10 protein-coding genes and 1 tRNA gene are annotated in these 13,223 nt (G+C 70.6%); 6 read left to right on the top strand and 5 right to left on the bottom strand.

Going from position 1 to position 13,223, the window contains the following annotated elements:
* Positions 1-47: 47 nt before the first annotated feature.
* On the bottom strand, positions 48-2,384 hold the full coding sequence (locus tag DDF67_RS16895) for a TonB-dependent receptor (RefSeq protein ID WP_109102022.1): 2,337 nt from the start codon (positions 2,382-2,384) through the stop codon (positions 48-50).
* 51 nt (positions 2,385-2,435) lie between these two features.
* Here DDF67_RS16895 and DDF67_RS16900 point away from each other — a divergent pair, with 51 nt between their 5' ends.
* The 5 genes from DDF67_RS16900 to DDF67_RS16920 all read left to right on the top strand — a co-directional run bounded on the left by DDF67_RS16900 (position 2,436) and on the right by DDF67_RS16920 (position 5,966).
* Positions 2,436-3,524 carry an RluA family pseudouridine synthase gene (locus tag DDF67_RS16900; protein WP_408608616.1) on the top strand — a complete coding sequence of 363 codons (1,089 nt, stop codon included), beginning with the start codon at positions 2,436-2,438 and terminating at the stop codon, positions 3,522-3,524.
* 95 nt (positions 3,525-3,619) lie between these two features.
* The gene (locus DDF67_RS16905) at positions 3,620-4,333 is read left to right on the top strand and encodes a hypothetical protein (RefSeq protein ID WP_199229262.1); all 714 of its coding nucleotides are present in this window, start codon (positions 3,620-3,622) and stop codon (positions 4,331-4,333) included.
* Between the two features lie 78 nt (positions 4,334-4,411).
* A complete protein-coding gene (locus tag DDF67_RS16910) occupies positions 4,412-5,251 on the top strand; it encodes an MBL fold metallo-hydrolase (RefSeq protein ID WP_109102024.1) in 840 nt (279 codons plus the stop codon).
* Between the two features lie 69 nt (positions 5,252-5,320).
* Positions 5,321-5,740: a PaaI family thioesterase gene (locus DDF67_RS16915; protein ID WP_109102025.1), complete on the top strand. Its 420-nt coding sequence runs from the start codon at positions 5,321-5,323 to the stop codon at positions 5,738-5,740.
* Between the two features lie 136 nt (positions 5,741-5,876).
* Positions 5,877-5,966: transfer RNA gene (locus DDF67_RS16920), tRNA-Ser, on the top strand.
* A gap of 31 nt (positions 5,967-5,997) precedes the next feature.
* Here DDF67_RS16920 and DDF67_RS16925 read toward each other — a convergent pair.
* Complete coding sequence (locus DDF67_RS16925; protein WP_109102026.1) at positions 5,998-6,393, bottom strand: hypothetical protein; 396 nt, start codon at positions 6,391-6,393, stop codon at positions 5,998-6,000.
* Positions 6,394-6,474: 81 nt separating this feature from the next.
* Positions 6,475-7,476: a LacI family DNA-binding transcriptional regulator gene (locus tag DDF67_RS16930; protein WP_109102027.1), complete on the bottom strand. Its 1,002-nt coding sequence runs from the start codon at positions 7,474-7,476 to the stop codon at positions 6,475-6,477.
* A gap of 202 nt (positions 7,477-7,678) precedes the next feature.
* Between DDF67_RS16930 and DDF67_RS16935 the strand changes: the two genes are divergently transcribed.
* Positions 7,679-8,872 carry an MFS transporter gene (locus DDF67_RS16935; RefSeq protein WP_109102028.1) on the top strand — a complete coding sequence of 398 codons (1,194 nt, stop codon included), beginning with the start codon at positions 7,679-7,681 and terminating at the stop codon, positions 8,870-8,872.
* A gap of 72 nt (positions 8,873-8,944) precedes the next feature.
* Here the strand turns inward: DDF67_RS16935 and nagE are convergent, their stop codons facing one another.
* The gene (gene nagE / locus DDF67_RS16940) at positions 8,945-10,684 is read right to left on the bottom strand and encodes an N-acetylglucosamine-specific PTS transporter subunit IIBC (RefSeq protein WP_109102029.1); all 1,740 of its coding nucleotides are present in this window, start codon (positions 10,682-10,684) and stop codon (positions 8,945-8,947) included.
* 4 nt (positions 10,685-10,688) lie between these two features.
* Positions 10,689-13,211 carry a phosphoenolpyruvate--protein phosphotransferase gene (gene ptsP / locus DDF67_RS16945; RefSeq protein ID WP_109102030.1) on the bottom strand — a complete coding sequence of 841 codons (2,523 nt, stop codon included), beginning with the start codon at positions 13,209-13,211 and terminating at the stop codon, positions 10,689-10,691.
* Positions 13,212-13,223: the final 12 nt, after the last annotated feature.

Below are 13,223 nucleotides of genomic sequence, written 5' to 3' on the forward strand. Positions count from 1 at the left end.
TCTGGAGCGGTGAACCTCCCTCCGGGCGAGGTTCCGAAAGACGCCCCCTACCGCTTGATCGACATCGACACGCCCACGAAGCGCGGTTCGCCGGCGATGAAGGTGGGGATGCCGAAGGCGTCGCCGGTGTTGCCGGCGTCCTTGATGTACTTCTGCTTCAGCGCGTTGGTGACGAAGGCGCCGAAGGTCAGGGCGCTGTCCTTGGGCTGGTAGGTCAGGCGCAGGTTCAGGAGGCCGTAGCTCTTCTGGATCTCGTCCTGCACCGTGTCCTTGATCACCCCGGTGGTGGTCTGCAGCGCGGCGATGTCGTTGTTGTTGTCGAAGAACATCTCCGACTGCCAGGTGTAGGTCGGGATCAGGGTGAAGCGGCCCACGCCGGTGTCGACCGAGGCCTTCACACCGATCGAGGCCTGGTGGTCGGGCGACAGGCGGAAGTGGTTGCCGTCGAACAGGCCGTTGCCGAAGCGGGCGTGGCTGTAGCCGTAGGTGGCGAAGACCAAGAGGTTCTGCGTCGCCTGGAAGTTGGCCTGGCCCTCGAAGCCGGTGGCCTTGGCCTCGCCGGCGTTCAGCGGGATCACCTGGCCCGCGTCGGTGCGCTGGCTGGTCTGGAAGTTCTCGTAGTCGTAGCGGTAGACCGCGCCTTCCAGGGTCAGGCGACGGTCCAGCAGGGCGGTCTTGGCGCCCAGCTCGTAGGAGGTGACCTCCTCGGCCGCCACTTCACGGAAGGTGGCCGCCGCGCCGGGCGTCCCGTTGCTGCCGGCCAGCACCTTGGGCCGGCGGCCGGTCGAGACCGAGCCGTAGAGGCTGGTGTTGTCGGCCGCCTTGTAGCGGGCCACCAGGCGGTAGGTGACGCCGTTGTCGGTGAAGTCCTGGTACTGGGCCTTGCCGTTCAGGGTGGGCTGCACGATCAGGCCGCGCTGGGTTCCGGTCTGGGCCAGCATGATGATCGACGGGCCGCTCATCGTGGCGCCGTAGCCGCTGGTCTTGTCGTCATAGGTGTAGCGGGCGCCGGCGGTCAGTTCGAGGCGGTCGGTGGCCTTGAAGGTGAAGTCGCCGAACACGTCGTACGAATTGGTCTCGCCGTAGTTGGTGTATTCCTCCAGGCGGCTGGACGGCAGGGCCGCCAGCGCCGGCAGGACGTTGATCACCGACATCGGCAGGCCGTTGGGGATCGGCAGCTGGCCGGTCAGGAAGAGGCCGGCGACCTTCTCGTTGATCAGCATCGGCACGCGCTGGCTGCCGTCCTCCCAGAACCAGCTGGCGCCGCCGAAGGCGGTGACGCGGCCGCCGGCGTCGTAGTTGAGGCGGAATTCCTGGCTGGCCGACTTGCCCTGGGCGTCCTCGGCGAAGGTCAGCATCGGCAGCGAGAAGCCGTCCGGATCGAACACTTCCTCGCCGGTGAAGTAGCGATAGGCCGAGGTCGAGTTCAGCGTGAAATTGTCGTTGAGCTTGTAGCTGGCCAGGGCCGTCAGGCTCCACAGGCGGCGGTTCAGGCCCAGTTCCTGGTCGTTCTCGAAGCCCGCGACGGTCGACAGGGCCGCGCCCGAATTGCGGCCCCGGTCGCCGATCACCGCGCCGGTCTGCGGATTGGTCGGCGCATAGGTCAGCGACTTGAACGAGGTGCCCGACGGCTTGTCCTGCTGGTAGTTATAGAGCACGTCCAGCTTGAAGCGGTCGCCCGGATCATAGGCAATGGCCACGCGCACGGCCTGGGTGTCAGTCGAGTTGAAGTCCTCGCCGCCCAGCAGGTTCTCGACATAGCCGTCGCGCTTCTTGGAGCGGGCCGAGACGCGCACGGCCAGGGCGTCGCCGATCGGCGCGTTGATCATGCCCTCGACCAGGGCGTAGCCGTAGTCGCCGCCTTCGAGCTTCAGGCTGGCGGCGGCGTCGTGCCTGGCCTTGGCCTGGATGATGTTGACCGCGCCGATCAGGGCGCCGCGGCCATAGAGGGTCGACTGCGGCCCCTTGGCGATCTCGACGCGCTCCAGGTCGAAGAGCTCGACATAGGAGCCGCGCGACTTCGAGATCGACACGCCGTCCTGGTAGACCGACACGCGCGGCTCGGTGGTGGCCTCGCCGCTGTCGGACGTGATGCCGCGCATCACGAAGCCGGGGTTGTTGGGCGACTGGTTCTGCACGTCGAAGCCGGGCACGAACTGGCCCAGCTCCTCGAATTCCGAAAGGCCCAGCGCATCCAGCGTCTCGCCCGAATAGGCGGTCAGGGCGATCGGCACGTCCAGCACGCTCTGCTCGCGCTTCTGGGCGGTGACGACCACCTCCTGCACTTCGGTCGAAGCCGGAGCGTCGGCGGCGAAGGCCTGGCCGGTGAGGGTGAGAGCCAGCAGGCTGGCTCCGGCGAGCGAGGTGGTGCGGATGGCGCGCATGGACTATTCCCCTCCAACAACTGTACGAGGCCTCGCCCCTAGGGAGCGGCCATGTCGCCCGCGCGACGAGGTTGTGAAGGAGCCGTGAAACCCTTGGCCGACGCCGACGACGATATCGAGGACCTGCTGGACGCCCCCGACGAAGGAGGGGCCGCCGATACGGCGGGCGAGCGCCGCCTGCAAACGCGTCTCGACGGCGATCTCGCGGGCCAGCGGCTCGACAAGGCCCTGGCGATCCTGTTCGACGACCTGTCCCGCGCCCGGCTGCAGGCCCTGATGGCCGAGGAAAGGGTCTTCCGCCTCGACTCAGGCGGCCGACCGCAAGCGGTGACGAACGGCTCGGCCAAGGCCCAGGCCGGCGACTACCTCGTGGTCGAGCCGCCGCCGGCCCCGGCGATCCCGCAGCCCGAGGCCATCCCGCTCAGCGTGCTCTACGAAGACGCCCACCTGATCGTGGTCGACAAGCCCGCCGGCATGGCCGTCCACCCGGCGCCCGGCAGCGAGACCGGCACCCTGGTCAACGCCCTCCTCCACCACTGCGGCGACAGCCTGTCGGGCGTGGGCGGCGTGGCGCGTCCGGGCATCGTCCACCGCCTGGACAAGGAGACCTCCGGCGTCATGGTCGCGGCCAAGAGCGACGCGGCCCATCGGGGCCTGTCGGCGCTGTTCGCCACCCACGACATAGACCGCATGTACGTGGCCCTGGTGCGCGGCGCCCCGCACCCGTCGTCCGGTACGATCGAGACACGGCTGGGCCGCTCGCCGCACGACCGCAAGAAGATGGCGGTGCTGAAAAGCGGCGGCCGCGAGGCGGTCACCCACTACAGGGTCGAGCGCACCTTCGGCGGCGACAGGCCGCTGGCCGCCCGCGTGTCCTGCCGGCTGGAGACGGGCCGCACCCACCAGATCCGCGTCCACATGGCCAGCAAGGGCTCGCCTTGCCTGGGCGATCCGGTCTACGGCGCCGGCGCGCCGGCCGCTCCGGTCAAGGCGGTGCTGGCCGAGACCGGCTTCTCCCGCCAGGCCCTGCACGCGGCCCTGCTGGGCTTCGTCCATCCGGTGACGGGCGAGACCCTGCGCTTCGAGACCCCCCTGCCGCCCGACATGGCCGCGGTCCAGGCGGGGCTGGAGGCGCTGTGAGCATCGTCCGGTCGCGGAACTTGCGCCCGAGCAACATTCGCGCCCTAATTCGGCTTCGCCGCCCGCGTATCGGTTCAGGGCTGGAGATCCGTCGCATGCTGTTCGCCGCCCGCCTCATCAAGACCTTCCCTCTGGGTCTCGCCCTGCTCGCCGCGCCCGCGCTGGCGCTCGCCGCCGGCGCCGACGACGAGGTCGTGGCCACCGCCAAGACGACGTCCAGCCCGGCCCAGGCCGAGGCCGCTCCCGCGCCGGCCGCGCCGACCGCCACCCGCCCCCTCACCACCCAGGAACAGATCGACGCCTGGCTGAAGGCCTCGCCCGTGCGCACCACGGCCGAGGACGGCGGCGGCCCGCTGAACCTGTCGCGCGACGACGACGCCGGCCCGCTCAAGCGCAAGGTCCACGGCAGCGTCGAGGTCGGTGTCGGCACCGGGGGCTATCGCCACATGTCGGCCAGCGCCCTGTTCCCGGTCGGCGAGACCGGCACGCTGGGCGTCGCCGTCTCGCAGACCGAGTTCGGCAAGAACGGCCGCTGGGGCTACGGCTACGACGATTTCGGCTACGGCCCCGGCTACGGCGGCCTCGGCTACGGCGGCGGCCTGGGTTATGGCGGCTATGGCTACGGCCCCTACGCCCGGGGCGGCAAGAGCCAGTCGGTCGCCCTGTCGCTCGACATGTCCGGCCGCGGCGCCTCCGCCGAGCGCTGCGTCGACGGCCTGCGCGCCGACGACGGCCGCTATGTCGAGCCGCTTTGGGCCACTCAGATGCGCGGCTCCCAGCGCCCCTGCGATATCGACGACCGTCGCTGACGAGACGATTGCGCCGTTCGCCGAAGCTTAACGGCTTGCCGTCATGGTGCCCGCAAACGGGGACCTTCAGGCGTAAGCATGCAGCCGGAAATCACAGCGTACCACCACGTCGCCACCGGGCGGGTGACCTATCTCGTCGCTGATCCGGCGACCCTGCTCTGCGCCATCGTCGACCCGGTGCTCGACTTCGACCCAGCCACCGGCGAGACCTCCACCGCCTTCGTCGACGGCATCATCGCCGACATCCGCGCGCGGGACCTGGGGCCGACCTGGATCCTGGAGACCGCCGTCCATACCGGTCACCTGTCGGCCGCCGGCCACCTGAAGTACGAGACCGGCGCCTCGGTCGCCATCGGCGCGGCGGTGCTGGAAAGCCTGCAGCGCCTCGTGCCAGCCCTCGGCGCCGAGGGCGTCGACCTGGACGGCTGGGACTTCGACAAGCTGGCCCGCGAGGACGACGAGCCGCTGATCATGGGCGGCATCGAATTCCAGCCCATCGCGCTGTCGGGCCGCCTGCCCGGCGCGGTGGCCTACAAGGCCGGCGACGCTGTCTTCGTCGGCGACGCCCTCCTGCCGACCGGCCTGCCGGCCAGCGACGCCCCCGGCGCCGACGCGGCCGGCCTCTTCGCCGACGCTCGCAAGCTGCTGGCCCTGCCCGACGACGTGCGGGTGCTGTCGAGCTGGGCGGGCGCCGACCCGGCCGCCGCCGACACCACCATCGCCGCGCAGAAGGCGCATAACCCGGACGCCGGCGACGCGGTCACGCAAGGCCAGTTCGTCGAGCGCCGCGCGGGCGACGCCGGCGAGCCCTCGGCCCTGACGCTCGCCGCCCTCGACGTGGCCGTGCGCTCGGGCAAGCTGCCGCCAGCCGACGAGCATGGCGTACGCTTTCCGCCGCGGAACATTCGTTCTCTTTAGAAACCCACTTGCCACGAGCGCTGTCGTCGCGCCTAATGCTTCGCACGTGAAGTATCAGGAGGCCTCGTCATGGCCGACGACCAGAGCGCCAATCTCACCGCCGTCCAGGCCGGCAGCCTGCCCGACCACCTGGGCCTGCAATGGCTGGAGGCCGTGCCCGGCCTGGTGCGCGGCCGCTTCGACGTCAAGCGCCATCACATGGCGCCCAACGGCTTCCTGCATGCCGCCGCCGTGATCGCGCTCGCCGATTCGGCCAGCGGCTACGGCTGCGTGGTCTCCCTGCCCGAGGGCGCTACCGGCTTCACCACCATCGAGCTGAAGTCGAACTTCCTGGGTACGGCCCGCGAGGGCGGCGTCGCCTGCGAGGCCAGGCTGGTCCACGGCGGCCGCAACACCCAGGTCTGGGACGCCGTCGTCACCGCCGAAGGCACGGGCAAGACCATCGCCCTTTTCCGCTGCACCCAGATGATTTTGCACCCCAAGGCCTGAGGCGCCACGGAGGGCCGCGGCGCATCGCGAGAAAAGACGAAAAAGCGCATCATAGCCTCTTGCGCTCTTTCGGCGGCGCGGATAGGTATCCCGCCCTCACTCAAGGCCGGCCCCAAGCTGGCCACCAAGACCCCCTGGAGAGGTGGCAGAGTGGTCGAATGTACCGCACTCGAAATGCGGCGTGCCTGGAAGGGCACCGTGGGTTCGAATCCCACCCTCTCCGCCATTACCCCCTGAAAATCAGACCGACCAAAAGCTCAGGCATCGAGCAGGCCCAGCCGACGCGCGCAGCGTAGCAGGCGGCCCAGATACCTTCGGCGCAAGGCCGTGGGCGATGTCTGCGCGATCTGAACGATCCAGTCCTCGTCGTCTTCTTCCAGGTCCAGGCGGGCTTCATGGCACCGGCGGATAAGGCTGGCGATCCGCATGCCCTCGAACATGGAAAGCACTTCCACGTCGTCGCGGATCTGCAGCAGCTTTTCCGCCTGCAGAGTGCTGAGATCGTCGTACAGCAGCCGCCGGGGCACGCCTTCCAGGAAGTCCTGCTCCCAGTCGGTCAGGGCCTCGGGGCCGAGCGCGAACAGCGCTTCAGCCAGCCGCTGGGCTGCGCCCCGATCCTGCTTCAGAGCTTCGATCTCACGCCACGACGCCATCGCCACCTCTCAGGCGCAGACTGCCGATACGCTGTGAACAACTCTGTGGATCGTGCGGTGAGTCGTTGATTCTATGAAGACTTATCCCCGCCGCGTGCTCTCGCGCTCGACCAGTCGAGACGGAGCCACGCGCGCCACGCATTCGGCGCCAGCCTCCAGGTCCAGCAACTCCATGGCGATCGCCACGTGGGCGTCAACGTCCTGGTCGAAGGTGGTCAGGCGGTAGGGGGCCCAGGCGGCCATGTCGAGATTGTCGAAGCCGACCACCAGCACGTCGTCGGGGGCGGCCAGGCCGAAGCCCTCGCGCAGCACGTCGATGACCCCGAAGGCGGCCAGGTCGTTGGCGCAGAACAGGGCGTCGGGGCGATCGGCTCCCGCGAACAGCTCCCGCGTCGCCCGCGCGCCGCTGGCGTAGTCGTAGCCGCCGCCAGCCCGCATGGCGGGCGGCAGGCCCAGCGCCTCGAGGCCATGGGCGAAGCCGGCCTCGCGGGCGACCTGCGCCGGGCTGTCGCCGGGACCGGCCACGAAGCCGAAGCGCGTCCCGCCCCGCTCGCGCAGCAGCCGGGCGGCCGCCTCGCCGGCGGCGAAGTTGTCGGACGACACCGAGCGGATCCAGTCGCCCGACAGGTCGGAGTTCAGGGTGACGATCGGGATGCGCAGCTTCGACAGCTGGTCGGCGGCGTCCTGCGACGTCAGGGCCAGGGCCGAGACCACCGCGTCGACGCGGTAGCCGGCCAGCTGGCCCACCACGCTGTCGAGCTTGCGGTCGCTCTCGACCCGCACCAGCAGCATCTGCAGCCCCCGGGCGGTCAGCGCCTTGGAGAAGGCCTCCAGGGTCATGGCGAAATAGGGATTGTAGAAGCCGCCGACCACGACGGCGACAATGCCCGAACGGTTGGTCTGCAGGATCTTGGGCAGGAGGTTGGGCCGATAGCCCAGGGCTTCGGCGGCGGCCATGACCCTGGCGCGCGTAGCCTGCGCGATCCGGGCGCCCGGCGTGAAGGCGCGCGACACCGCCGATTGCGACACCCCCGCCGCCCTGGCCACGTCGGTCGACGACGGCGGCCGCCAGTTCCCGCTCATGCGGCGATCCCTCGCACCCTTTTCCCCTCGCGATTCCTATTAGAGGGTTGCGCGCCGACTGGCGAGTGAATAGCTATGCACACATTCGACCAACCGCAGCGCGGCTCCTAACCGCGCGCCGTCCCCGCCGGTTTTTCATCCGGGCGGGCGATAGGCGCGTGCGCGACCGGCCTCGCCGCTTTCCGCCCCAGCAAGGTCCGCCATGAGCGTCCCCGCCCGCCGCGCCGCCCCGTCCGCCGCCCTCGTCCAACTGGCCCTCGCGCTTGGCGGCTTCGCCATCGGCACCACCGAGTTCGCCTCGATGAGCCTGCTGCCCGACTTCGCCCGCAGCCTGGGCGTCGATGAGCCCACGGCCGGCCACGCCATCAGCGCCTACGCCCTGGGCGTCGTCGTCGGCGCGCCGGTGATCGCGGTGCTGGCCGCCAGGATCGCCCGCCGCACCCTGCTGGTTGGCCTGATGGTGCTGTTCGCCATCGGCAACGGCCTGTCGGCCCTGTCGCCGACTTTCGAGACCATGGTGATCTTCCGCTTCCTCAGCGGCCTGCCGCACGGCGCCTATTTCGGCGTCGCGGCCCTGGTCGCCGCCTCGCTTGCGCCGCCCGACAAGCGGGCCACCGCGGTGGCGCGGGTGATGATCGGCCTGACGGTGGCGACCATCGTCGGCGTGCCGCTGGCCAATGCCGTCGGTCAGTGGATCGGCTGGCGCTGGGGCTTCGTCATCGTCTCGGTCCTGGCGACCCTGACCGCCGTTTCGGTGTTCCTGCTGGCCCCGCGCGAGCCCGCGCCCAAGGACGCCAGCCCCCTGCGCGAGCTGTCGGCCCTGGCCAGCCGCCGCGTCTGGCTGACGCTGGGCATCGGCGCCATCGGCTTTGGCGGCATGTTCGCGGTCTATACCTACCTGGCCTCGACCCTGATCGAGGTGACCCACGCCTCGCCGTCCGCCCTGCCGCTGGTGCTGATGGTGTTCGGCCTGGGCATGACCGCCGGCACCCTGGTCTGCGCCTGGGCCGCCGACCGCGCCCTTATGCCGGCCGTCGGCGCCATCCTGCTGTGGAGCGTCGCCTCGCTGGCCCTCTACCCCATGGCCGTGGGCAGCCTTTGGACCCTGGTCCCGGTCGTCTTCCTGATCGGCTGCGGCGGCGGTCTCGGCGCGGCCCTGCAGACCCGCCTGATGGACGTCGCCGGCGAGGCCCAGACCCTGGCGGCGGCGCTGAATCATTCTGCCTTCAACACCGCCAACGCCCTGGGCCCATGGTTGGCGGGCATGGCCGTGGCGGCCGGCTTCGGCTGGCGCTCGACCGGCTGGGTCGGCTGCGCCCTGGCGGCCGGCGGTTTCGTTATCTGGGCGATCGCCGTCTGGGACGACCGCCGCGAGCGGGCGGTGGCGGCGGCTTAAAACGTTAGCCCCCAATTCCCGTAAAACCCCCGCGAAAGCGGGGATTTTACGGAAGGAAGGGTTGGCGCCCTCCTAGACCGTAACTCCAGCCTCCAGCGCCTGGGCCACCGCCTCGGCTTGCGGCCCCAGCACCAGGTGAACCACCGGCCCATCCAGACGCACGAGCGCGCGGACGCCGGCCGCCTTCAGCGCGGCTTCGTCCAGCTTGGCCGGATCGGCCAGCTCAAGCCGCAGACGGCTGGAACAGGCGCTGACCGAGACGATGTTGGCCGCGCCGCCAAGGCCCGGCAGCAGGGCCTCCGCCGCCTTCGGATCGGCGGCCTTCACTGGGGCCGCAAACACGGTGGCCGGCGCAGCGACGCCCGCACCGACCGCGGCGCGGATCTCGCCGGCCACCTCGTCGGCGATCGGCCCCAGCACCACCTGCAGCGCCTTGTCGGACGGCCGCACGATCCCGCGCGCGCCCAGGGCCTTGAGGCGAGGCTCGTCGACCGCCTTCTGGTCGGCGACGATCAGGCGAAGGCGCGTGGTGCAGGCGTCGACGCTGACCAGGTTGGCGCTGCCGCCCAAGGCCAGCACGAAGTCGGCGCCGCGGCCGCCCGCGCTGGTCGCCGGAGCGGCGGCCAGGGCCGCGGCTTCCTCGGCCGGTTCGCGGCCGGGCGTCTTGAGGTCGAACTTCAGGATGAAGAAGCGGAACAGCCCGTAATAGAGCCCGAAATAGACCGCCCCCAGCGGCAGCAGCCATAGCGGGTGCGTCGCCTTGCCAAAGTTCAGCACATAGTCGAACAGGCCCGCCGAGAAGGTGAAGCCCAGCTTGATGTCGAGGGCGTTCATCACCGCCATCGACAGCCCCGTCAGCACCGCGTGCACGGCGTAGAGCATCGGGGCCAGGAACATGAACGAGAACTCGATCGGCTCGGTCACGCCGGTCAGGAACGAGGTCAGGGCCAGCGAGAAGAGCATGCCGCCGACCGCCTTCTTCCGTTCGGGCCGGGCGGTGTGGAACATGGCCAGGCACGCGGCCGGCAGGCCGAACATCATCACCGGGAAGAAGCCGCTCATGAACGCCCCGGCGCTGGGGTCGTCGGCGAAGAACCGTCGCAGGTCGCCGGTCGAGCCGTGGAAGTCGCCGATCACGAACCAGGCGATGTTGTTGAGGATGTGGTGCAGGCCGGTGACGATCAGCAGCCGATTGAGGAAGCCGTAGACGAACAGGCCGATCTCGCCCGAGCCGACGATGCCGCGGCTGGCGCCGTCGACCGCGCCGTTGATGCCGTCGTAGCCGAAGCCCACCAGGAGGGCGAGCACCAGACCCGCCACGCCCGAAATGATCGGCACGAAGCGCCTGCCACTGAAGAAGGCCAGGTATTCAGGCAGCTTGAAGCCCGAGAAGCGGTTGTAGAACAGCCCGGCGATCACCCCGGAAATGATCCCGATCGGTACGCTGAGCTTGGCCAGGGCCTTGGCCTTGTAGGCGGGTCCGGCCAGGTCGGCGGCCTCCTTGGGCAGGCCGGCCAGCACCTCGGCCGGCACGTGCAGCAGGGCCTTGGCGCCTTCGGTGGCGATCAGGAAACAGACGACGCCGGCCAGGCCCGCTGCGCCGTTGTTCTCGCGGGCCAGGCCCACGGCCACGCCGATGGCGAACAGCAGGCCAAGGTTGGAGAAGATCGCCTCGCCGGCGGCGGCGATGAAGGGGATGTTCAGGAGGTCGGGCTGGCCGAAGCGCAGCAGCAGACCCGCGACCGGCAGCACCGCGATCGGCAGCATCAGGGCCCGGCCCAGCGGCTGGAGGATTTCGAGCGGAGACTTCATCGGCTCAGGCTCCGAAGGACTTGGCGAGGTCGCGGACCGCCTCGGGCGAGGTCTGATCCAGGGTCTTGGCCGCGAGGTCGCGGCAGGCGGGCAGCGACAGGCGGCGCACCAGGGCCTTCACCTCGGGAACGACGGCGGCCGTGGCCGAGAGCTCGGTCACGCCCAGGCCCAGCAGCACCGGCACGGCCACAAGGTCCGAAGCCAGCCCCCCGCAGACGCCGACCCAGCGGCCGTGTTTCGCCGCGCCCCTGCAGGTCTGGTCGATCATCCGCAGCACCGCCGGATGCAGGGCGTCGATGCGGGCCGCCAGCTCCGGATTGCCCCGGTCCATGGCCAGTACGTATTGGGTCAGGTCATTGGTCCCCACCGACAGGAAGTCGGCCTCCGCGGCGATCAGGTCGGCGGTGACGGCGGCGGCCGGGGTCTCGATCATAACGCCCAGCTCGACCCGCTCGGTGACCCCCATCTCACGCTTGGCCTCGTCGAGCACGGCGCGGACGGCGCGCAGTTCGGCCAGGCTGGCGACCATCGGCACCATGATCCTGCACTGCCCCCCCTTCTGGCCTTGGGGCGGTTTGACCCGCAGGATGGCGCGGATCTGGGTCTTCAGGAGATGCGGCCGCCACAGCGACACGCGCACGCCGCGCAGGCCCAGGGCCGGGTTCTCTTCGGTGGGGATCGGCAGGTACGGCGCGGCCTTGTCGCCGCCGACGTCCAGCGTGCGGATGATCAGCGGCCGCCCTTCAAGGGCCGAGGCCACAGCCTGGTACTGGCGGGCCTGCTCGTCCTCGTCGGGCGGGGTGTCGCGATCGAGGAACAGGAACTCGGTGCGCAGCAGGCCCGAGCCCTCGGCCCCATTGGCCACGGCGGCCAAGGCGTCCTTCTCCGAGCCGACATTGGCGAACACCTCGATGCGCTCGCCGCAGGCGGTGCGGCTTTCCTGGTGGGCGGCGGCCTTGGCGGCGGCGCGGCGCTCGTGGCGGGCGGCGATGGCGCTCTGGGCGGCGGCAAGGGCGTCGGCGTCGGGCGCCACGCGCAGCCTTCCCCCTTCTGCATCCAGGATCAGGGCCGTGCCGTCGGCGATCTCCAGCACGCCGGCGCCCACGGCGACCAGGGCCGGCAGGCCCATGGCCGCGGCCAGGATGGCCACGTGCGAGGTCGGCCCGCCGCGCGCGGTGGCGAAGCCGGCCACCTGGCCGGGATCCACGCCCATCAGCTGCGAGGGCAGCAGCTCGTCGGCCAGCAGGACAGCGCCGGCAGGCAGCAGCCGGGCAGTCTCCTCCTCTCCAGTCAGGGCGCGCAGCACCTGACGTTCGAGATCGACCAGGTCGTCGACGCGTTCGGCCAGGCGACGGTCGCCGAGGCCCCGCAGGGCCTCGACATAGCCGCCGACGGCGCGCCGCCAGGCGAAGCCCGCGCTCTTGCCCTCGCCGATCAGCTTGCGGGCGGCGGCGGTCAGTTCGGGATCTTCCAGGAAGGCGAGATGCGCGCCGAGAATGGCCTTGCGGGCGCTGTCGCCTTTCGCCGCCGAAGCCTCGATGCGGTTGCGGACCTGGCACAGGGCGTCGTCCAGGGCGGTCAGCTCGGCGCTGGCGCCGGCGCCGGTCTCCACCACCACGATCTCGTCGGCGACGAGCCGCACGGCCTGGCCGATCGCCAGGCCCGGGGCGGCCATCACCCCGCGCAGCACGCCCGGCTCGGCCGGTTCGGCGGGGGCGACGGCGATAGGCGCGGCCTCCTCGGCGGCGAGCGCGGCGGCCTCATGGGCGCTTTCGCCCATGCCGCCCTCGATCAGCTCGGCGATCGCGGCGACGGCGAAGTCGGCGTCGACGCCGGAGGCGGCGATGACGATGCGATCGTGCAGGCGGATGGCCAGCGACATCACCCCGACCGGGCTCTTGGCGCTGGCGCGGCGGTTGACGGCCACGAGAGCAACCTCGGCGGCGAACTTGCGGGCGGTCTCGGCGATGCGCGCGGCCGGACGGGCGTGAATGCCGTGCACCAGAGGCACGACCACCTCGCGCGTCACCTCGCCCTCGGCCGCCACAACGGCGGCCTTGGCGCCGCCGGCAGGAACCAGCTCCATCAGGAAGCCGCCGACGGCGGTCTCGCGATCCTGCTCGCGGCGAACGATCGAAAAGGCGTCGGGATTGGTCACCACGATCGGGGTGATCAGGCTTCTGGCCTTGCGGGCCAGCAGGTCGAGGTCGAAGCCGATCAGCGGGTCACCGGCCTTGACGGCCTGGCCCTCTGCGACGTGGACGGTGAAGCCCTCGCCGTCCAGCGCCACGGTCTCCAGCCCCACATGCATCAGGATCTCGGCGCCGTTGTCGGCCCGCAGCGTCACCGCGTGGCGCGAGCGGTGGACTGTGACGACCCGGCCATCGCATGGCGCGTGCAGCACCTGCCCCGTGGGATCGATGGCCAGGCCGTCGCCCAGCATGCGTTCGGCGAAGACGGCGTCCGGCGTCTCGTCGAGCGGGGCGACCCACCCCTGGAGCGGCGCGGAAAGAACGAGGGTGGACACGTGGGGAACTCT

The sequence above is a fragment of the Caulobacter endophyticus genome (assembly GCF_003116815.1).
Classification (GTDB): Bacteria; Pseudomonadota; Alphaproteobacteria; order Caulobacterales; family Caulobacteraceae; genus Caulobacter; species Caulobacter endophyticus.